At 69.8% G+C, this 20,900-nt stretch carries 10 protein-coding genes; 6 read left to right on the top strand and 4 right to left on the bottom strand.

The window, feature by feature from the left end; genetic code table 11:
• Positions 1–30 precede the first annotated feature (30 nt).
• Together ABT025_RS31905 and ABT025_RS31900 are read right to left on the bottom strand one after the other, a co-directional pair.
• Positions 31–174: a hypothetical protein gene (locus ABT025_RS31905; RefSeq protein WP_351002034.1), complete on the bottom strand. Its 144-nt coding sequence runs from the start codon at positions 172–174 to the stop codon at positions 31–33.
• Positions 175–456: 282 nt separating this feature from the next.
• Positions 457–939, bottom strand: coding sequence for a molybdopterin-binding protein (locus ABT025_RS31900; protein WP_351002032.1), 483 nt, complete (start codon positions 937–939; stop codon positions 457–459).
• A gap of 258 nt (positions 940–1,197) precedes the next feature.
• On the opposite strand from ABT025_RS31900, the gene modA reads away from it, so the two are divergent.
• The 5 genes from modA to ABT025_RS31875 all read left to right on the top strand — a co-directional run bounded on the left by modA (position 1,198) and on the right by ABT025_RS31875 (position 9,414).
• On the top strand, positions 1,198–2,022 hold the full coding sequence (modA, locus tag ABT025_RS31895; RefSeq protein ID WP_351002030.1) for a molybdate ABC transporter substrate-binding protein: 825 nt from the start codon (positions 1,198–1,200) through the stop codon (positions 2,020–2,022).
• Positions 2,019–2,879: a molybdate ABC transporter permease subunit gene (modB, locus tag ABT025_RS31890; RefSeq protein WP_351002028.1), complete on the top strand. Its 861-nt coding sequence runs from the start codon at positions 2,019–2,021 to the stop codon at positions 2,877–2,879. The genes modA and modB overlap by 4 nt, the downstream gene beginning before the upstream one ends.
• The gene (locus ABT025_RS31885; protein ID WP_351002026.1) at positions 2,876–3,955 is read left to right on the top strand and encodes an ABC transporter ATP-binding protein; all 1,080 of its coding nucleotides are present in this window, start codon (positions 2,876–2,878) and stop codon (positions 3,953–3,955) included. Before modB ends, ABT025_RS31885 begins: the two co-directional genes overlap by 4 nt.
• Positions 3,956–4,315: 360 nt before the next feature.
• Positions 4,316–8,581: a bifunctional nitrate reductase/sulfite reductase flavoprotein subunit alpha gene (locus tag ABT025_RS31880; protein WP_351002024.1), complete on the top strand. Its 4,266-nt coding sequence runs from the start codon at positions 4,316–4,318 to the stop codon at positions 8,579–8,581.
• Between the two features lie 734 nt (positions 8,582–9,315).
• Positions 9,316–9,414 (top strand): SHOCT domain-containing protein, encoded by a 99-nt coding sequence (locus ABT025_RS31875; RefSeq protein WP_351002022.1) that lies wholly within the window; start codon positions 9,316–9,318, stop codon positions 9,412–9,414.
• A 131-nt stretch (positions 9,415–9,545) separates the two neighbouring features.
• Here the strand turns inward: ABT025_RS31875 and ABT025_RS31870 are convergent, their stop codons facing one another.
• Together ABT025_RS31870 and ABT025_RS31865 are read right to left on the bottom strand one after the other, a co-directional pair.
• Complete coding sequence (locus ABT025_RS31870) at positions 9,546–9,956, bottom strand: hypothetical protein (RefSeq protein ID WP_351002020.1); 411 nt, start codon at positions 9,954–9,956, stop codon at positions 9,546–9,548.
• Between the two features lie 117 nt (positions 9,957–10,073).
• Entirely contained in the window at positions 10,074–16,739 is a 6,666-nt protein-coding gene (locus tag ABT025_RS31865) for an RHS repeat-associated core domain-containing protein (RefSeq protein WP_351002061.1), read from the bottom strand.
• A gap of 615 nt (positions 16,740–17,354) precedes the next feature.
• Here ABT025_RS31865 and ABT025_RS31860 point away from each other — a divergent pair.
• Positions 17,355–20,816, top strand: a complete 3,462-nt coding sequence (locus ABT025_RS31860; protein ID WP_351002018.1) for a DNRLRE domain-containing protein — start codon at positions 17,355–17,357, stop codon at positions 20,814–20,816.
• Positions 20,817–20,900: the final 84 nt, after the last annotated feature.

Below are 20,900 nucleotides of genomic sequence, written 5' to 3'. Positions count from 1 at the left end.
GCCGAGAGCCGTTCCCGCACCTCCGTCCGATCAATACGCCCCGGACGGTTTCCCCTCCGTCATGAACTCCGCCACCAGTTCGGCCGGATTGGCATCCGCGGTCAGCCGGAACATCGTGTCCGGGTCAAACATGTCGTAGAGGATCACCGGAAGCGGCTGCCCCGGCGTCTCCACGACCAGACCGCTCCCATGGAGGCGCCGAGCCGCCCGGACGCACACCTCGTAGAACCATTCGGCCAGCGACTCGTCGCGCTCGTGCGGCTCTTCTCTGTCCGGAGGCTACGGAGCACCACAGCCCGCGTGTCGTCACTGTCAGTGACCGCCCGGCGGGAGGTTCTGCCAACGGGCCTACGGGACCGGGGCGTTCCGGGGACGGGCCCCGCTTACGGGTGGTGGCGTCAGCGGGCCGATGCGCGTGGCGTGCCGCCAGGTAACCGAATCGGAGCCGGTTCGGTGTCACTCCCCCATGGAGTAGCCGCCGTCCACGCGTACGGCATTGATGCCGCTGATATGCCGCGCGCCGCAGCGATCCTGCGGAAGGACGAGCTGAGGGCCGGCGTGGTCGAGCCGGATGCCGTCGATGGCCACCGCCAGCAGCACCCGGGCCTGCCCGAAGTCGGGATCGATCTCGGCCCAGGACAGCAGGGCACGGTGGCCGTCCGCGCCGGAGACCGCGATCAGGAAGCGCAGGCGGTCCTTGCGGCGGGTCAGGTCGAAGCGCGGCCCGGCACTCACGAGCACGTCGTGCAACAGCGGTCCGGAGAAGCGGTGGTGCTGGATACCGCTGGTGGCGCACTCGAAGCTGACGTCGGACTCGTGCTGCGGCCAGGCGAACAGACCGGGCACGGTCAGACGGGCCGGACGGGCGAGATCGCCGGTGAGGGCGAGTTCCGGCACCGTGCCGGCGGTCGTACCGGCTGACGAGAGGGACTGACTCACGGACTACCACCTCCCGGGTGACCGTACCCGGACCCGCACCCCGTACAAACGCACATACCAACTACGACAATCACGATTCCGACTCATGCGAAGCAACAGCAGACTTTCACCTCGCATCTGCGGAAGTATTATCAGCGCATGCGCACCCACCGCGGATGCCGTGATCGCTTCGGCCCGCGTGGTCGTCGAGAGACCTCAGAGGGTCCGCCAGGACCACAGGTGATTGTGTCCGTCAGGACAAGAGGGAGCAGACCCGTGATGACCCGTACCGTGCGCCGGACCCGCCGGACTCTTCAGGTGGCCGGTGCGGCAACCGCCGCCCTGCTGGCTCTGAGCGCCTGCTCCTCGTCCGAGGACACCTCGTCGGCGGCGTCGGGTCCCTCCGCCTCCACCTCATCGGAGAAGCTGTCCGGGACGGTCACCGTGTTCGCCGCCGCCTCCCTCAAGGAGAGCTTCACCGCCCTGGGCAAGGAGTTCGAGAAGGAGCACCCCGGCACGAAGGTCACCTTCAGCTTCGGCGGCAGCGACTCCCTGGCCGCGAGCATCACCGGCGGTGCCCCGGCCGACGTGTTCGCCTCCGCCAGTCCCAAGACGATGAAGATCGTCACCGATGCGGGGGATGCCTCCGGCGCGCCCGCCACCTTCGTCCGCAACCAGCTGGAGATCGCCACCCTGCCGGGCAACCCCGACAAGATCACCTCGCTGAAGGACCTCACCACGTCCGGCCTCAAGGTGGTCCTCTGCGACAAGGAGGTGCCCTGTGGCGCCGCCGCCCAGAAGGCCCTCGACGCCGGCAAGCTCGAGCTCACCCCCGTCTCCTACGAGCAGGACGTGAAGTCCGCTCTGACCAAGGTCGAGCTGAAGGAGGCCGACGCGGCCGTCGTCTACAAGACCGACGTCCACGCGGCGGGCGACAAGGTGGAGGGCGTGGACTTCCCCGAGTCCGCAGACGCCATCAACGACTACCCGATCGTCCAGCTCAAGGACACGGAGAACGCCGATGCCGCCAAGGCGTTCATCGCCCTGGTGCAGTCCTCCGAGGGCCAGAAGGTCCTGACCGAGGCCGGGTTCCTCAAGCCGTGAGGAAGCTCGCCGAGTCCGGCTCCGCGACCGGCGCCCTCCGGGGTGGGTCGCGGCGCCGGCGCGTCCGGAGAGGCGGCAGCCGAGCCGTGCCGCTGCCGCTTCTGGTGCCCGCGCTGCTCGGCCTGGCGTTCCTGATCGTGCCGCTGCTCGCCCTGCTCGTGCGGGCTCCCTGGACCAGCCTGCCCGAGCTGCTGACCAGCGCGGAGGTGTGGCAGGCGCTCCAGTTGTCGCTGGTCTGCGCCACGGCCGCCACGGCGGTGAGTCTCGTCATCGGTGTGCCGCTCGCCTGGCTGCTGGCCCGCGTCGAGTTTCCCGGCCGAGGCCTCGTACGGGCCCTCGTCACCCTGCCACTCGTCCTTCCCCCCGTGGTCGGAGGTGTGGCACTTCTGATGGCACTCGGCCGCAACGGCATCGTCGGCAAAACGCTGGACGACTGGTTCGGGATCACCCTGCCGTTCACCACGGCGGGAGTGGTGATCGCGGAGGCGTTCGTCGCGATGCCGTTCCTCGTCATCAGCGTCGAGGGCACCCTGCGCGCGGCCGACCCGCGTTTCGAGGAGGCCGCCGCCACGCTCGGCGCCTCCCGCTTCACCGCCTTCCGGCGGGTCACACTGCCGATGATCGCGCCCGGCATCGCCGCGGGCGCGGTGCTGGCCTGGGCCCGCGCCCTGGGCGAATTCGGTGCGACGATCACCTTCGCCGGCAACTTTCCCGGCCGTACCCAGACCATGCCGCTGGCCGTATATCTGGCGCTGCAGAGCGATCCGGAGGCGGCCATCGCCCTCAGCCTGGTCCTGCTCGCCGTGTCCGTCGCGGTGCTGGCGGGCCTGCGTGACCGTTGGATGACAGCAGGATGACCCGGACCCCCGACTCCGCCCGCAGCGCCGTACCCGAAGAGGGCCTCGACGCCCACCTCGTCGTCGAACGCGGTGCCTTCCGTCTCGACGTGGCTCTGGCCGTCGCACCCGGAGAAGTCGTCGCCCTGCTCGGTCCCAACGGCGCCGGCAAGACCACCGCCCTGCGCGCCCTCGCCGGCCTGACTCCGCTCACCGGCGGCCATCTGCGGCTGGACGGAACGGCATTGGACCGTACGCCGCCGGAATCCCGCCCGGTCGGTGTCGTCTTCCAGGACTACCTGCTCTTCCCGCACCTGACCGCCCTGGACAACGTGGCCTTCGGACCGCGCTGCCACGGCGCGACCAGAACGGCGGCCCGGGCCCAGGCCGCCGAATGGCTCGACCGGCTGGGGCTCGCGGACCACGCCGGCGCCAGGCCACGCAGGCTGTCGGGCGGCCAGGCCCAGCGTGTCGCCCTGGCCCGCGCGCTGGCCACCCACCCGCGCCTGCTGCTCCTGGACGAACCGTTGGCGGCGCTCGACGCCCGCACCCGTCTGGAGGTTCGGTCGCAACTCCGGCGGCACCTGGCCGAGTTCGAGGCCGTCGCCGTCCTGGTCACCCACGATCCGCTGGACGCCATGGTGCTGGCCGACCGCCTGGTCGTGGTCGAGGACGGCCAGGTCGTGCAGGAGGGTGTCCCGTCCCATATCGCCCGCCACCCCCGCACGGACTACATCGCTCAGCTGGTCGGCCTGAACCTCTACCGGGGCACAGCCGACGGGCACACCGTCCGCCTCGACGCCGGCCCCGCCCTCACCACCACGGAGGCCCTGTCCGGCCCGGTCTTCGTGGCCTTTCCGCCGAACGCGGTCACCCTTCACCGCGAGCGGCCCGCCGGCGCCAGCGCCCGCAACCTCTGGCGCTGCGAGATCGCGGGCCTGGAGACCCACTCGGACCAGATCCGCGCCGCCCTCACCGGAGAGATCCCCCTCACCGCCGACCTGACCACAGTCGCCGCCGCCGAACTCGACCTGCGTCCGGGCGCGGCGGTCTGGGCGACGGTGAAGGCGACGCAGACCCATGCCTACCCCGTCTGAGACGACCGGGCGGGGACACGTCCACGGTCTGCGAGGCACCACCCGCTGACGGGGTCGGTCGCGGTCCCGCTCGCACCCCCGCGAGAAGGCACCACCTGCTCGGGCCGCAGGTCGGGCCCGGTCCAGCACCTCCTCGTAGAACCAGCCTCCGAGGCGCCCCGCGCCCGGGGCCGCGGCGACGAGATGAGCCGGCGACCTCACATACCGGCGCCAGGACGTGTGCGTGAGGTGTAATCCCGGGCGCTCCCAGGGCGTGACGGAGCGGAAACCCGGTCTTTCTACGGTGCTGGTCATGGGATCGGCCGCAGCGAACCGCGCGGGCCCACGCGAACGGTAAGCAGACCGGAAAGTGGAGGTTCGGTGCCGGCTGGCTCGAAGAAGGACAGTGTCCGTACGGTCTGTTCGTACTGCGGGGTCGGCTGCGGAATCGTGCTCGGCATCACACGGGACCCCGCCGACGGCCGGAGTCACGCGTCGAAGGTCTCCGGCGACAAGGCCCACCCCACCAACTTCGGCCGCTTGTGCACCAAGGGCTCGACGAGCGCGGACGTGATGGCCGCGCCCGGCCGTGCGGCCAAGGCTCTGGTGCGCACGGAGCGGGGCGCCCAGCCCGCCGAGACGCACGTGGACGAGGCGATAGCGTCGGTGGCCGGCAGGCTGCGGGCGATCCTGGACGAGCACGGGCCGGACGCCTTGTCCTTCTACGTGTCCGGGCAGATGTCCCTGGAGGCGCAGTACCTGGCGAACAAGCTGGCCAAGGGCTTCGTCCGGACGAAGCAGATCGAGTCGAACTCCCGGTTGTGCATGGCCTCCGCGGGAACCGGTTACAAGCTCTCGCTGGGCGCGGACGGCCCGCCCGGCTCGTACCAGGACTTCGACCACGCGGACGCGTTCTTCGTGATCGGCGCCAACATGGCCGACTGCCACCCGATTCTCTTCCTTCGCATGATGGACCGGATCAAGTCGGCCGGGGCCCGGCTGATCGTCGTCGACCCGCGCCGCAACGCCACCGCCGACAAAGCCGATCTCTTCCTCCAGATCAAGCCCGGCACCGACCTCGCCCTGCTCAACGGCCTGCTGCACCTGCTCGTCGCGAACGGCCACACCGACGAGGCGTTCATCGCCGAGTTCACGGAGGGCTGGGGGGAGATGCCTGCCTTCCTCGACGGCTTCCCGCCCGAGAGGGTCGCGGAGATCACCGGCATCCCCGAGCGCGACATCCGGCAGGCCGCACAGTGGATAGGTGAGGCGGGTGAGTGGATGAGCTGCTGGACCATGGGCCTGAACCAGTCCACGCACGGCACCTGGAACACCAACGCCCTGGTCAACCTGCACCTCGCCACCGGCGCCATCTGCCGCCCGGGCTCCGGCCCCCTCTCCCTCACCGGCCAGCCCAACGCCATGGGCGGCCGGGAAATGGGTTACATGGGGCCCGGCCTGCCCGGCCAGCGCTCCGTCCTGGTCGAGGCCGAGCGCGCCTTCACCGAGAACCTGTGGGGCATCCCCGAGAGCTCCCTGCGTACCGAGGCCGGTCACGGCACGGTTGAGATGTTCGAGCAGATGGCCGCCGGTGACATCAAGGCGTGCTGGATCATCTGCACCAACCCCGTCGCCTCGGTCGCCAACCGCAAAACGGTCATCGCCGGCCTGGAGGCGGCCGAACTCGTCATCGCCCAGGATGTTTTCGCCGAGACCGAGACCAACGCCTACGCCGATGTCGTCCTGCCCGCGACGCTGTGGGCGGAGTCCGACGGCGTCATGATCAACTCCGAGCGGAACCTCACCCTCGTACAGGGCGTCGTCGACCCTCCCGAGCAGGCACTGCCCGACTGGCAGCTGATCGCCCGGGTCGCCTGCGCGATGGGTTTCGCCGAGGCGTTCACCTACGCCTGCGCCGAGGACGTGTTCGAGGAACTCAAGCAGGCGTGGAATCCCAAGACGGGATGGGACCTGCGCGGCGTGACCTACGAACGGCTGCGCACCACACCCGTCCAGTGGCCGGCACCGACGGCCGACGGCCCGGACCGCAACCCGATCCGCTACCTCAACGACGGCGTCAGCCAGACCCTGCTGGAGCGCGAGGACGGCACCCGCCCGCGGCTGGCCTTCCCGACCAAGAGTGGACGCGCACAGTTCTTCGCCCGCCCGCACCTCCCTGCGGCGGAACTCCCCGACGACGACTACCCGTTCGTCCTCAACACCGGCCGCCTGCAACACCAGTGGCACACGATGACCAAGACCGGCAAGGTCGCCAAGCTCAACAGGCTCAACCCCGGTCCGTTCGTGGAGGTCCACCCCGAGGACGCCGCCGCCCTGGGGATCACGGAGGGCGAGCACCTGGAGGTCGCCTCCCGCCGGGGGCGCGCCGTGCTCCCCGTCGTGGTCACCGACCGCGTGCGTCCTGGCAACTGCTTCGCACCGTTCCACTGGAACGATCTGTTCGGCGAATACCTCAGCATCAATGCCGTCACCAACGACGCCGTCGACCCGGTCTCCTTCCAGCCCGAGTTCAAGGTCTGTGCCGTCACTCTCGCCAGGACGGCCGCCCCCGTGCCGGCTGCCCACCCGAGCACCGAGCCGGAGACCACCCCCGTTCTCCCCGCGCCGATGCCGGCACCGGCGCCGGCCGCCGCGGACTCCCCCGTCCACGCGCTCGCCACGCTGTTCGGCACCACCGGCCTCGCCCCCGCGCCCCTGTCCGGGCACGAACGCCACTACCTGTCCGGCTATCTGTCCGGCCTCGCCCTGACACCCCCCGACGGACGCGTTCCCGTCCTGCCGCCGGGCGCCCCGTTCGACCCGGGCCACGCCCTGTGGGTCGACGGGGTCCTCGCCGGCATGTTCTCCCGCACCGCCATGCCCGCCGCCACGGCTCCCGCCCCCGTACCCGCGGAGACCGGCGCCCCGGCCGCCGACACGGGCGCGCCGACCCGCCGCCTGGTCATCCTGTGGGCCTCGCAGACCGGAAACGCCGAGGAGTTCACCGCAGGCGCCGCCGCCCGCCTCACCCAGGCAGGCCACGCCCCCGAACTGCTCCCCATGGCCGAGGCGTCGCCGGCACACCTCACCGCCGGCACGGACCTCCTCCTTGTCACCAGCACCTTCGGTGACGGCGACGCACCCGACAACGGCGCCGACTTCTGGCAGGCGCTGTCCGGCCCGGACGCCGGACGGATGGAGGGAACCCGGTACGCGGTACTCGCGTTCGGCGACTCCTCCTACGCCGACTTCTGCGGCTACGGCCGCCGGCTCGACGAACGGTTCGACGCCCTCGGGGCCACGCGGCTGATCCCCCGCCTCGACTGCGAGCCGGACTTCGAAGAGGCCGCAGCTCGGTGGCTCGACCAGGTCGTCACCGCCCTGTCGGCAGCCGCCGACCGGCAGCCTGTCCCGGCAGGCGCCGACGGAAAGCCCCTCTCCGAACCCACCGGCGCGACCACCCTCACCGTCGCCACCCCGCCGCCCGCACCCGCACCCGCACCCGCACCCGCACCCGCACCCGCCGGATACACCAAAACATCGCCCTTCGCCACCCTGCTCGTCGGCAACAGGCGGCTGAGTCTGCCCGGTTCCGGGAAGGAGGTCCGGCAGTTCGCCTTCGACACCCGCGACGGCACACTCGCCTACGACGCCGGGGACGCTCTCGGCGTCCGGCCGACCAACGGCACCCCGCTCGTCGCCGAATGGCTCGCCCTCACCGGGCTCGACCCCGCCGAGCCGGTAGACCTCGGCGACGGCTCGCCCATCCCCCTCGAAGAAGCGCTGCGCACCCGCCTGGACATCTCCCGCATCACCACCGATCTGCTCAGGTTCACCGCTGACCGCACCGGAAGCCACGACCTGAAGCGCCTGCTGCGCACCGACAACAAGGACGCCCTCGCGAAGTGGAGTTGGAGCCGCCAGGCCGCCGACGTCGTCGCGGCGTTCCCCGTCCGGGCTTCGGCGTCGGAGTGGGCGGGTGTCCTCAGGCGCCTCCAGCCCCGTCTGTACTCCATCTCCTCCAGCCCGCTCGCCCACCCCGGCGAGGTCCGCCTCACGGTCTCCGTCGTCCGCTACACCAATGACCTCGGCCGGAACCGTAAGGGGGTGTGCTCCACCTACCTCGCCGACTGCGCGGACGACGGCCCGGTCCAGGTCTTCGTGCAGCGGTCCCCGCACTTCCGCCCGCCCACCGACCCCGCCGCTCCCATGATCATGGTCGGCCCCGGAACCGGCGTGGCCCCCTTCATCGGCTTCCTCGAAGACCGCCAGGCCCGCGGCCACACCGGCCCCAACTGGCTCTTCTTCGGCGAACAGCGCCAGGCCACCGACTTCTACTACCGCCAGGAACTGGAGGCGTACCAGGCATCCGGCCATCTCGACCGCCTCGACCTCGCCTTCTCCCGCGACCAGCGCAACAAGGTCTACGTCCAGGACCGGATGCGCGAACACGGCCCGCGCCTGTGGCAGTGGCTCCGGAACGGCGCCCACTTCTACGTCTGCGGCGACGCCGCTCGCATGGCCAAGGACGTCGACCGGGCGCTCACGGGTATCGTCGCCACTCATGGCGGTATGGAGAACGACGAAGCCGCCGCCTACGTCAGGCGCCTGGCCGCGGACAAACGCTACGTCCGCGACGTCTACTGACGGCACGTTCCGTTCGGCCGGCCCTCGCCCTGGGCCCCGGGACTCCCGCACCAGCAGGACCGGCAGATGCGCCCCGCCGACGCTCACGGTGACCGCGGCGGTCGGCAGCAGACTCCTGGAATCGCATCCTGCGCCGCGATGTCGGCGCCGAGCGCAGGGGCGCGACGACGGGCGTGTCCGTGACCGCGCAGCGTGAAGTCGCCGGCCGTGCACCTGCTCCAGGCTCCTCCGTACCGCCCCCAGCCGTGAACACGCCCTCGCTCACCTCCGTCACACACCCTCTCGACCCACTTGTACGATTTTGAGTCGGCGGGCGACGAGACACCCCGGCAATGTTCGAGAATCAATAAGGATTGATCATGGCGCGCGTACAGACCGGCTGCCCCGACTGCAAGCGATGCACCAACAGTGCCATCGGTGAAGGCGCCCGGAAGGCGGGCCGTTGGACCGCGGGCATAGCGACCATGGGCCTCAGCGAAGCAGGCATGGCCTTCACGCGTAACTGCCGAGGGTGCGGGCACGCCATGTCTCTCCATGACCGCCAGGACAACGGCGCGCTCACGCGGGACCCGGATCACCGTGGCGCCCCGGTCGTACCGGGGCACGCAGCCCCGTACCCGCCCGCCCCGGCTCCCGTGTGGGGTGCACCCGCCCCCGCAACCGCCCCCGCCGCTCCTGCGTGGGGATCCCCGGCCCCCGCCCCGGCGGCCCCCGCTCAGAGCTCGCAGGAGATCATGGATCTCCTGCGGAAACTCGGCGAACTGCGCGATGCGGGTGTCATCACTCCGGGTGAGTTCGAGGCGAAGAAGGCCGACTTCCTCAGCCGGCTCTGACCCCACGGGACTCAACTGACGACCCCTTCGGCAGGACGATTGCCGGGCGTACCCGGCAACCGGACGGATGCCTGGTACGCCCGGCATCCGTATGCGACGTTCCCGCCCGGCGTCCGCCCGCAACGCTCCCCTCAGCGGCTCCCGGCCCATTCCGACCAGTGCGGCGTGAGCGGGACTCCGAAGTCCGTCAGCTTCTCCAGGACGTAGTCCCGGGTCTCATCGGTCATGAAGGGGTAGGCCGCGTCGAGCACGTCCAGGTCGTCGAGCAGGAGCTCCAGCACCTGGAACCAGAACGCGTCGTTCAGTGTCGTGTCCGCGCTGCGCAGGCCGAGATCGACGCACGCGAAGCAGCGGCGCAGGAGATCCTCGTGCGCCGACGGACGCCGCAGCGCGGGCATCACCAGCGGGTCGGCGAACCCGTCCCTCAGGAGCGGGAAGAGGAGGACTTCGCCGTCCGGCTCCTCCTCCGCCAGGAGCCGGACGGGCTCCGCCGCCTCGGGCACCGTGTCCAGGAGAATCTCCTGCACGTTCGAACGCGTCATGGCGGACGCCCGCATCCATTCACCTTCTCGATAGAACCGGCGGAGCGAGAGTACAGCGCCCTCCCCTCCTTCCCCGCCTCGACGACGCGGCGGGGAAGAAGGGGAGGGCCGGGGAGGTCAGGCGATGCAGGCGTTCGGATTGTCGTCACACGGGGACGACATGCTGCTGTCCTCCACCCCGAACGGATCGACCATTCCCTCGAACATCTCCCACAGACCGCCGCCCCAGCCGTGCTCCTCGATCAGGGCCGGCGCCTGGGCCACGGTCAGCACCCCTCCGGCGATGCCGAATCCCTTGGCGAATCCGCTGACACGCGGTGCTTCGCCCTTGGGGACGGGCCAGGGGCTCTTGCCGCGGATCTCGAACTTCCGGCCGGTGAGATCGGCCATCTCGGGCTCGTCGAGGACCTTGGCACGGTTCTTCGTCAACGTCGCTTTCAGGAGCGGGTTCTCCGCCACCATCTTCCCGTAGACGCCGGTGAGATCCTCTGCGTTCAGAGCCTTCCACAGCTCGGCCGCCTCGCTCTTGGCCACCTTCATGTCCTCGTCGGAGAGCATGACATCACTCGCCTTGGACTTGCCCTGCTTCGCCCTGACCCGGGCCTCCCTGTCCTTGCCCATCACGTCGGCCAGTCCGCTCATGGCAGCCCATCCCTTCTCCAGGTGCCAGAGCTTCACGGTCGGCTTCCCGCTGTTGAACTCGTTGATCAGGGCCGTCGCGGTCTTGCCGTCACCGAGGCCGCCCAGTACCTGCGGCCGGAGGTAGAGGTTCGACAGGATTCCCCGGAGCTTCGTGTTCTGAACCTGCGGAGGGCTCGCCCGGGGCTTGTGGAGCCCCGGGTTGTGTGCCTCGCGCGCCTTCTGCGCCTCGTACGCCTGCCTGTCCGGGTCGTACAGACCGGTGGGATCGCGGTGGGTGACGGGGTTGTTGCGGCTGTAGGCGTAGCCGTTCATCTGGAGGGGGTCGGCCGAGTCCATGACCGGGTCCGCCGAGATGAACCGTCCCGTCGACTGGTCGTACTCACGGGCTCCCAGATGGGTCAGGCCCGTGTCCTTGTCGTCGATTCCGACGCCCAGGTAGCTGCGGCTGTCGGGCCAGGTGGCGGGCTGGGTGCCCCGCGCCTCTCCGTACGGCTTGAACGCCCGGCGCGTGAGGGGCTGCCCCGCGGCCATCTCGACCGCGGTGGTCCCGGTGCCGAGATGGTCGGCCAGCAGGACATGCAGCTTGTGGCCGGTGGTGGCTCCGTTGACTGTCGAGCGCACCACGGTGGGGGCACCGTCCTGCGTGTACGCGCGGGTGGCTCGCGTGATCTTTCCGCCCGCGGTCCTCAGCTCGGTCTCCCCCAGGTACAGGACGCTGCCCGAGGGGGTGGACTCCAGGATCCGGTTGCCGTCGGCGTCATAGACGTAGCTCGTCGTCACACCGTCGGAGGTGATCTTCTCGAGCCGGTTCTCGGAGGTCCACTCCAGGTCCTGCGTCACGTCCGCCAGGTCGCGGACCTTCGTGTTGCCGGCCAGGTCGTAGGTGTAGCCCGCGCCCCGGCCGGCCGGTGTGGAGGTCACGTCGGTCAGCGTGTGCGGCTGGGTGACGGTCGTCGGCGAGGTGCCGTTGCCGGTGACCGTCGTTCCGTAGCCGTAGGCGAGCTTCGTGACCTTCGTGGGGTCCAGCGGGCTGTGCTCGGTCATCCCCGCCCGGTTGCCGATCACGTCGAAGGTGTAGCTGTCCCAGTAGGACGTCGTGCCCACCGCGACGGACCCGGTGGCCGGACCCGCGGCGGCGAGCGAAGCGGCCAGGGCCGGGTCGGGGGACGACGAGTCGGTGTCCTCGGCCGTGTCCGGTGCGTCGGCGACCGGGCCCGAGGCGGGCTCGGCGTCCGTCCGGTTTCCCCACACCGCACCGTCCGCGGACTTGCAGCCGGTTCCGTTGCCGCTGCCGAGCGTGGTGACGGAGGACGTCCACGCGTGAACGAGTTCGCCCACGGCGTCATAGGTGAAGCACTGGTTGTCCCAGACGGAGGTGGCTCCGTCCGTCACCTTCCGCGCGTCGGAGGTGACGTTGCCCGCGATGTCGTACGAGTAGAAGTCGTCCGAGATCCGGTGGGAGTTCGCGGTCTCACGGTCGGCCACCTTGCGCTGGAGACGGCCGGTGGTCTCGTCGGTGAAGCTGGTCGTCCAGACCCGGTAGGGCTGCGGGCCGCTGACCGTGCGGAGCGTCTCGCCGTACGGGGAGTAGGTGACGTCGGACGTGTACCAGTTCAGTCCGGACGTCGACACGGGCTGGCCGTCGCTGTTGTACCGGGTGACGACCTTCTCCGCGGCCAGACCGCCCGCCGCGGGCAGCGTCGCCGAGAGCTGTTTGCCCGTCGCCGAGTACGCGTACGCGTATGTGTAGGTCCCGGAGACACCCGTGGTCATGGCGTTCGCCGGGATGACCGTCTGACGGCCGGTGGGCCGGTAGTCGGTGTCGTACCCGGTCACCTTGCTGATGTAGTCGCCGCTCTTGTCGTGGCGGATCGAAGCGACCGGCTTGCCGAGGGCGCCGGCGGCGTCGAAGGTGAACTCCTTGACGGGAGCGGCCGTGGTCGAACCCTCGCGGACCGCCTTGACGCGACCCAGCTCGTCGTACTCCGTGTAGGTGATGCCACGACCGTCCTTGACACTGGTCCGCCGGTCGGCGGCGTCGTAGCCGAACAGGCTCTCGCCGGTGTCGGGGTCCGTCGCGGTGACCGTCCGGCCGCGGGTGTCGTAGGTGTACGTCCAGGTGTTGCCCGCCGGGTCCGTGACCTTCTTCCGGTTGCCTCTGACGTCGTACTCGTACTCGGTGCTGCGCCACTGCGAGGAGTCGGACTTCGTGTACTGCTGGATCTCCGTGACGCGGCCGCGAGCGTCGGTCCAGGTGTTCGTCGCCGGTGCCGCGCCGCCGGCCGGGGCGACGTAGGTGCTGGTGTCGTGGTAGGCGGTGACGGAGGCGTACTGCGGTTCGCCCAGCAGGATGGAGGAGACGCGGACGGGGCGCTCCAGACCGTCGTAACGGGTCCTCGTGAGGCTCGGGACAATGCTGTCGGACGCACGCTTGAACTGGGCGGGCTGCGGGTCTCCGGCGGTCAGGTAGGGCTTGGTCTGCTCACGGACCAGGCCGTGGTCGTTGTAGTACGTGTCCGTGATGATGCGCCCAGGACCGCTCGCGTCGCTCTGCGTCTGGACCTGTCGCATGAGCCCGTCGTACACGGTGACCTGCTTGGCATATCCTCCGTCGTCCTTGAGGGTCTGCACGGTCACGGCCGTCGGTCTGGTCACGGTGGGCGTGGCGACGGCCATCTGATAGGCGATCTGCACGTTGGGCGACTGGGTTCCGGACGAACGGGAGGCCGACCACCCCTTCACCAGCCTGCCGAGACCGTCGTACTCCATGCGTGTCACCCTGCCGTTGGCGTCGGTGACGGTGAGCGGAATGGCCCGTCCGGGGTCGAACGTGGTGACCTCGGGGTGCCCCTTCGGGTTGATGGTCTTGATGGACGTGACCGGGCCGCCGCTGTCGGCCGGGGTGTACTGGGTCTCGGTGACTCCGCCGTCGGGCTTCTTCACCGTGCGGACCCGCCCCAGCGGGTCGTACGTCGAGACGGTGAGGACCGAGTGGGCGGTGCCGCCGCCGTCGATGTCGGCGACGGTCGTCGGCAGCCCCTTCGTCGGTACCGCGCCCCACGCCAGGCTGTCGTAGGAGGTCCGGAGCGATCCGGTCACCTCGGTGGCCGGATCGGCGCCTTCGAACGCGGCGCACGACGTGGCCGTGGAGCGGACGGACTTGGCCAGGCCGATCAGCCCCTTGTCGGGGTTGTGGACGTACTCCGTCCGGGCACAGGTGTAGTCGCTGAGGGTCTCGCCCGTTCCGTTCGGCTTGACGACGGCGCTCTCGACCTGGACGGGGAGCCCGTAGTCCGGATCGACCTCAGTCCGGGTGCGCACGGCCCGCCAGCTGCTCTCGACCGTCTGAATCGCGTCGGACCGGGCGATCCCGGTGCGGTGTGCCAGCAGGGCCGTCGTGCCGTCCCGGTCCCGTGACGCCGTCTGCTTGGACCAGGGGTAGTTGAGGGTGCGCGAGAGGACGCGGCCTCCGCTGCCGTCGTACGTGAGCGTCTCGGCGGCCATGCCGGCGTACTGGTCCTGGTCGTCGGCGAGGAGTGTGACGGCGTTCTTCGAGTCCTTGACGGCCCCGCCCATCCCCTGGAAGTACCGGGTGACAGCGTAGGACTGGGTCTGCGGGCTGCCGCTGGAGGGCACGTTCTTGCTGCCCTCGACGGTGACCACCTGCCGGTAGCCCCGCCAGTCGCTGTAGGTACGCAGGTCGGGCTTGGAGAACTCGTCGTCGCTCTTGGCCCAGGCGGCGCCGGTGTAGCTGTACTTGGTGGTGATGCGGTCGGAGACGCCGGTGATCTTGTCGGTCTCGGTGACCGAGTCCACCACGTACTTGTTGAACCAGGAGAGCGCGGGCTTCTCGTCCTCGCCGTCCGGGGACCAGCGGGTGGGGAAGCAGGTGTTCGTGTTCTTGTCCTGGGCCACCGAGGGCTGGGTACGGCAGCCGCCCTTGTAGATGACCTCGATGTCCGCGCCGTGTTCGGTGGAGATCGCTCCGATGCGGGGCCGGGTGAAGCCGGGGCGCGGGTCGGACGACGAGGTCGGCACGAGGTTGCGGAGCTGGCGGTCCTTCAGGTAGCTGCCGAGGGGGTGGTCGGCGGCGACCACGTAAGGGGAGAAGCTCACCCCGGCGTCCGAGAGCAGGGTGCCGGTGGAGTCGCCCGGAGCGAAGCCCCTACGGGTGATCTTGTTGAGCCACAGGCCGGGCGAGGTGTCGTACCAGTCGCGGGGGAAGCTCTGCTGGAGGCCGTAGGTGTCGACCTTGGCCAGCGCGGTGCTGCCGGGCCGGGCCGACTCGGTGGTGACGGAGTCCAGCCGCTTCCTGCTCCAGAAGGAGGGAAAGGCGGGGCAGAGCTTCGAGTCGGACTTGCAGTTCAGGTTGCCCGGGACGTCCCACCAGGGGCGGTAGGAGGCGGGGTCCTTGGTGTTGTTGAACGCGGCCTCGTCGCAGGCGGAACCGGCCGCCAGGCAGCGCTCCTTCACGTTGAACACGACGCGTGCGGAGGGCGAGGTGAGCGAGGTGGTGCGCAGTCCGTACTCGATGCTGGTCGGGTAGCCGCCGCGGATGTACTGCTCCGGAGACTTGAACTTCTTGTTCGGGGCGTAGTAGTTGGTCTCCTGGGCCCAGTTGATGATCATCGCGTTCCCGTGGACGTCGACGACCTTGTCCAGACCCCAGTACCAGGCCTGCTGCTTCTTGGTGGAACCCTCGGTGCAGCGCGAGTCGGCGAACGCGGCGGCGTGGCAGGGCTCGCCGGGGTGGTTGCCGTATACGGGGACGGTGAACACGGACTTGGTGTCGGCGTGTCCTCCGCCGACCTTGTTCAGGCCGAACGAGTACTGCATGCCGTCGGGCAGGGTGACGAGCCAGTACTCGCCGTTGTTGTCACCGTTGACGCCGTCGCCGGTCTTCAGCTCGACACGGGTGCCGTCGTCGCTCTTCGGGCGGTAGGTGTCGGTCGTGCCCACTCGCACCAGCTCGATCGTCCTGCCGCCGAGAGACATCACGGCGTTGTAGGACACCCAGCAGAGGTCCGAAGTCTTGTACTTCTTCTCCTTGTTGTTGGGTGCTCCCGCGTCCGTGTCCTTCCGGTCGTCCTGGCAGGTCCGGTAGCGACGCTCGATGTGACCGGGCTCGTAGTCCCAGCCCTCACCGATCCACGACGCCTGCGGGGAGCTGGTGGAGGTCTTGCCGTCGACGGCCTGGGACGAGTAGTCGAAGGAGATCTGCGGGGTCGGGCCGGCCGGCGGGGCCGGGACCGTCAGCGGGTAGGACCACGTGAACGCGCCCGAGGAACCGCCGGCCGCCCACTTGCCGTCGCCGATCAGCGGGGTCGCCTTGAACGAACCGCTTTCGCCCGCACCGGAGTCGACCGCACCGACAACCGCCTTGTCGCCGCCCGCGGCAACCGCGGTGGCGAACGCGGTCCGCTCCGCGGTCGGGGACATCAGCGGCGCGGAGGCGGGCGTCACCGTGCCGTCGGCCGCGGTGTCGACCGTCGCCGTGAGCGTCCTGCCGCTGGTGTCGTTGGTCGTCTCCAGCTCCTGGTAGGTCCGGCATTCCTCCAGGTCCGGGGTGGTGAGGTAGCACTCGGGGAACTGGACGAAGCGCAGGCGGGAGGCCCAGTCCGCCCCGTAGAGGTTCTGGTACGCCTTGTAGTCGAGCTCGACGGAGACGGGTACCGAGGCTCCGGCGGGGGCGGTCACGGTGAGCACCGCGCCGTCGACTCCGTCGGCTGCCGGGGCTGCTCGGTCGATGATGCCGACCTGCCAGGTGCCGGTCGGCATCTCGGCGCCGGGCGCGCGGCCCAGTCTCACCGGCAGACTGCCGGCCGGGACCGGCGCGGGGTCGGCCTCGGCGGCCGAGGTGGACTTCGCGCCGGACTTCGCACCGGACGCATCCTGCTGGAGCGCGCTGCCGAAGGTCACGGGCGCGGTGTCACCGGCCGGAGGGCTGGTCGTGCCGGTGGGCGCCTCGGTGGTGTTCTCCGGCGCCTCGGCCGCGATGCTTTCGAGGTTGGCGTCGCGCGTCGATCCGTCGATCAGCTTCTCCTGGCCCAGCTTCTCCAGGACCAGCTCCTCGCGCGGCACCTCCGCCTTCGAGGGGTCGGGCGGGAGGGCGAACGCCTGCACAGGCAGCAGGGCGAGCATCAGACCGGTGGCGATGACCGTGAACACGGCGGAGCGGCGGCGCCTTGGGCGCACGGACGGCAGAACGGGCACAGCGTGGTCCCCCCGGACGACAGGAGCGGCACCTGCCAGTCCACAGGCAATGCCACTTGCTACGAAGGCGTTGATTCTGTGGTCACGCTGTGAAGAAAAGCCAGGCGAAATCGCGCATGCGTGATCATGATCACATCAGGTAACCGATCAACTGCAACAAGTGCCATACAGAACGGGCGAAGCCCCCACGACACCCGATGGGCAGCTCAAGTGGATCATTGGGATCCCATCCCCACTTCCCTCCTGAAAGCCCATCAAATGTGCGCCGGATTTGTGCCTTTGACCGCAGATGGGGCACTTCCCGGCCCCCGCGGAACCACATCGGCGGCGCGTCCGGCTGCCGACGGCTTCCGCGCCCCGCCCCACGGAGGGGCACCGCCCGGCTGCGGTCGGCGACCGTCGGCAGGTGACGCGGTGCCGTTCCTGGGTCATGATCTGCTCGCGTCTTCACACTCTGTGCACAACGGCGTGAGGCGTGAAGGAGAGGAGTGACCGGTCGGCGGTCCGTCACCGATCCGGTATCAGGGGGAGGAAAACGCGCGTATGAAGAGCAGTTGGCGGCCTACGGCCAGACGCAGGACGGCTGCCGCGATCACGGTGGCCGCGATCGTGGTGTCCGGGCTGACCTATGCCGGACTCGACCGGTCCGACGCCCCGGAGGGCCGGACGGCGGCGCCCGACCGCGCCGCCGCTGCGCCGCTGGACGAGGCGGGGGCGGCGTCGAAGGCGAGCAGGACCGGTTCACCGGTGGAGGCGTCGGCGCTGCGTACCGCGTACTCGACGACCTGGGCGCGCCCGGACGGGCTGCTTCAGCGCCGGATTCACACCAGCCCGGTACGGGCCAAGGTGGGGGGTCACTGGAAGGCCATCGACCCGAACCTGTCCCGGGTCGAGGGCGGCTGGTCCCCGAGAGCCACCAACACCCGCATGACGTTCTCTCCCGGAGCGGCGGGCAACGGTTCGGCACGGGCCTCGCGCGCCACCATCCGCAGGGCCTCCCTGGTCACCGACGCGGGAGCGGCCGGCGGAAACGCGCTGGTGACGCTGACGACGGGCGGCCACGACATCGTGCTGACCTGGCCGGGGCCGATCCCGCAGCCCATCATCGACGGTTCCCGTGCGCTCTATCCGGAGATTCTGCCGGGTGCGGATCTCCTGCTGACGGCGGACGACGGCGGGTTCGCACAGGTCGTCGTGGTGAAGAACCGTCAGGCAGCCGCCGATCCGCGCGTGGCGCAGCTCTCGTACGGCCTGTCCTCGCCCGACCTGCGCTTCCTGCTGGACCCGACCAGCGCCATACTCAGCGCCGTGGACGCCGAGGGCGAGGAAATCGCCGTGTCCCCCACTCCGTTGATGTGGGACAGCTCCGGGACACCCGCGATGTCCGACGGCGCCGCGGGCTCGTCGGATCCGCCGCCGAGCAGCGAGCCCGAGCCGACCGACACGCCCGACGGCGGATCCGTCAGCGAGGAGCCGTCCGCCTCCCCCGAACCGACCGGCACCGTCAACGACGGTGACCAGGGCGACACCTGGAACGAGGTGCTCACGGAGGCGACGGACGAGGCGCCCGACCCCTCCGCCACCGAGCCGACCGGAACCGAACCCCCGGTGCCGGGCGAGCCGACCCCCGAACCCACCCAGTCCGGTCCGGCCGCGACGCTCTCGCTGACTGCGCTGTCCGGCCCGCAGCCCGACTCCCGAGGAACCCTCGTGGAGGCCGATCTCTCGGGCAGTGACTGGCTCCTGACGCCTGATCAGGCATTTCTGACCGACCCGGACACCGTGTATCCGGTGTTCATCGACCCGTCGGTGAAGAAGCACACCAACGACTGGACCACCGCCTACAGCCGTCACCCCAGCGCGAACTTCTACAACGGACGGAACTTCAACAAGGGCGGCACGCACGAGGCCCGGGTCGGCTTCGAGTCCGACACGTGGGGCACCTCCCGGTCGTTCTTCACCATCGACTGGGACGCCGACCTCAAGGGCGCCACCGTCCACGAAGCGACCCTGCGGGTCCTGGAGACGTACGCGTGGTCGTGCAGCCCCCGTCGGATGGACATCTATCTGACCGGTGAGATCAGTTCCAAGACCACCTGGAAGAACGCGCCGAAGATGACCAGCGCCAACAAGCTGGCCAGCCGCAGCTTCGCGCACGGCTGGAAGTCCGCGTCCTGCCCCGACAAGTACGAGGCGTTCAACGTCAAGCCGACCGCCCAACGCGCCGTGAACGGCGGCTGGAAGACCATGACGCTCGGCTTCCGTGCCACGGACGAGAGCTCGCAGTACTCCTGGAAGAAGCTCCAGGCCGACGGCGGCAACGACCCCTACGTCGACCTGCTCTACAACCGTCCGCCCGCCGCGCCCACCGCTCTCGACCTCGATCCTGAGCTGAGCTGCGACACCACGGCGCCGTACGTCAATGTCGCCGCCTCACAGATCACGTTCTGGGCCAACAGCTCCGACAAGGACGGCAACCTCGCCACCGTCCGCTTCGAACTGTGGCCGACGGGCGGCAGCGGAAACCTGCTCGGCTCCAAGGCCAACGTCTCCGTCGGCAGTGGGACCTCCTCGGCGCGCGTCCATACGAGCCCACTGGCCACCACCGGCCTCAAGAACGGCGTGACCTACTCCTGGCGTGCGCGATCGGTCGACAAGTACGGCGCGACATCCGGCTACGCACCGGCCTCGGCCGTACCGTGCCGGTTCGTCTTCGACAACGCCAAGCCGTCTCCGCCGGTCATCACCTCACCGCACTTCCCCGACGCCGACGCCGCGGACGACGGATTCGGCAATGCTCCCGAGGACTCGAAGTGGAGCACGGTCAAGTTCGGCACGGCCGGCACCTTCGTCTTCAAGGCCGCCCAGACCGACGTGGTGAAGTACGAGTTCAGCTTCAACCAGGGCTCGTACGTCTTCTCCGCCGCCCGGACCAACGGCGCGGCGGTCACCACGCTCACCACCGTCTCGAACGCCAAGCCCCCGCTCGCCGGACCCAACGTCCTCTACGCGCGGACGGTCGACGACGCCGGGAACAAGTCCGAGCCGCGCAAGTACCTCTTCTACGTCACCCCGCGCGACCAGGCCGACGCCCCCGGCGACTTCGGCGGCGACAAGCTCCCCGACCTGATGGTGGTCGACGGCAACGGCGACCTGCGCGCCTACCCCTCCGAGTACACCACCGACCTCACCAAGGGCACCGGCCGACTCGGATTCTCCGGATCCGCCGGCTACCAGGACAACCCGGCCAAGGATCCCAGCGGCGACGACGGCAAACCGGCCTACGTCGGCGCGCCCAGGGGGTACTGGAAGAACACACTGATCACGCACCTGGGTGACATCTACGGCGGCGACGGCCTCCAGGACCTCGTCGCACGCCGTGAGAACAAGCTGTGGGTCTATCCCGGCGACGGATACGGCGCCGTCAACATCGAGAAGCGCCAGGAGATCCTCCTGCCCGCCAACGCGCCCAAGCCGGACACCATCACCCAGATCGTGTCCGCCGGAGATGCCACCGGCGACGGGCAGGCAGACTTCTTCGCCACCGTCGGTGATGCCATCTGGGCCTTCGTCGGCTACAACGGCGCCACCATCGACCGGGCCGTACAGCTCTCCAGTTCCCCCTGGACCGCTCGCGACATCGTCACCGTGCAGGACATCACCGGTGACGGGGTCACCGACCTCGTCTACCGCTCCGACGAGTCCGGCCGCCTCCTGCTGCGCACCGGCAAGAAGGCCACGGGCGGCGGGGTCGACCTCAACTCGCTGGCCGCCGCTGTCAACTCCGCCGACGGAGCCGACAGCGTCTACGGGGCGAGCGGCTGGGGATCCTCCTCCATCCGGTTCCTCTTCGGTACCCCCGATGCCAACGGGGACCAGATCCCGGACATCTGGACGCTCAGAACCGATGGCACCGTGCGTTTCTACGCCGGTTCCCGGACGGCCCTTGCGGGGTCCGGAACCCAGATAGTCACCGGGTGGCAGAACAAGATGGCCATCGGCTGACACCCGGGGCTGCGCGTCAGCGAGTCCGGCCGGCCCCGGCCGGGCTCGCTGACGCCCGGCCGCCAGACCCCCCCCCCACGCCCC

This window comes from Streptomyces sp. NPDC002809, from assembly GCF_040295435.1.
Classification (GTDB): domain Bacteria; phylum Actinomycetota; class Actinomycetes; order Streptomycetales; family Streptomycetaceae; genus Streptomyces.
The sequence above is the reverse complement of the archived record's forward strand: the minus strand, read 5'-3'. Positions and strand labels throughout refer to the sequence as shown.

What these genes read in the sequence shown, in the direction of transcription:
- modA (WP_351002030.1), top strand. Translation starts at nt 1,198, where the DNA reads ATGACCCGTACCGTGCGCCGGACCCGCCGGACTCTTCAGGTGGCCGGT.
- ABT025_RS31875 (WP_351002022.1), top strand. Translation starts at nt 9,316, where the DNA reads ATGGATCTCCTGCGGAAACTCGGCGAACTGCGCGATGCGGGTGTCATC.
- ABT025_RS31860 (WP_351002018.1), top strand. Translation starts at nt 17,355, where the DNA reads ATGAAGAGCAGTTGGCGGCCTACGGCCAGACGCAGGACGGCTGCCGCG.
- ABT025_RS31865 (WP_351002061.1), bottom strand. Translation starts at nt 16,739, where the DNA reads ATGCTCGCCCTGCTGCCTGTGCAGGCGTTCGCCCTCCCGCCCGACCCC.
- ABT025_RS31885 (WP_351002026.1), top strand. Translation starts at nt 2,876, where the DNA reads ATGACCCGGACCCCCGACTCCGCCCGCAGCGCCGTACCCGAAGAGGGC.
- ABT025_RS31870 (WP_351002020.1), bottom strand. Translation starts at nt 9,956, where the DNA reads ATGACGCGTTCGAACGTGCAGGAGATTCTCCTGGACACGGTGCCCGAG.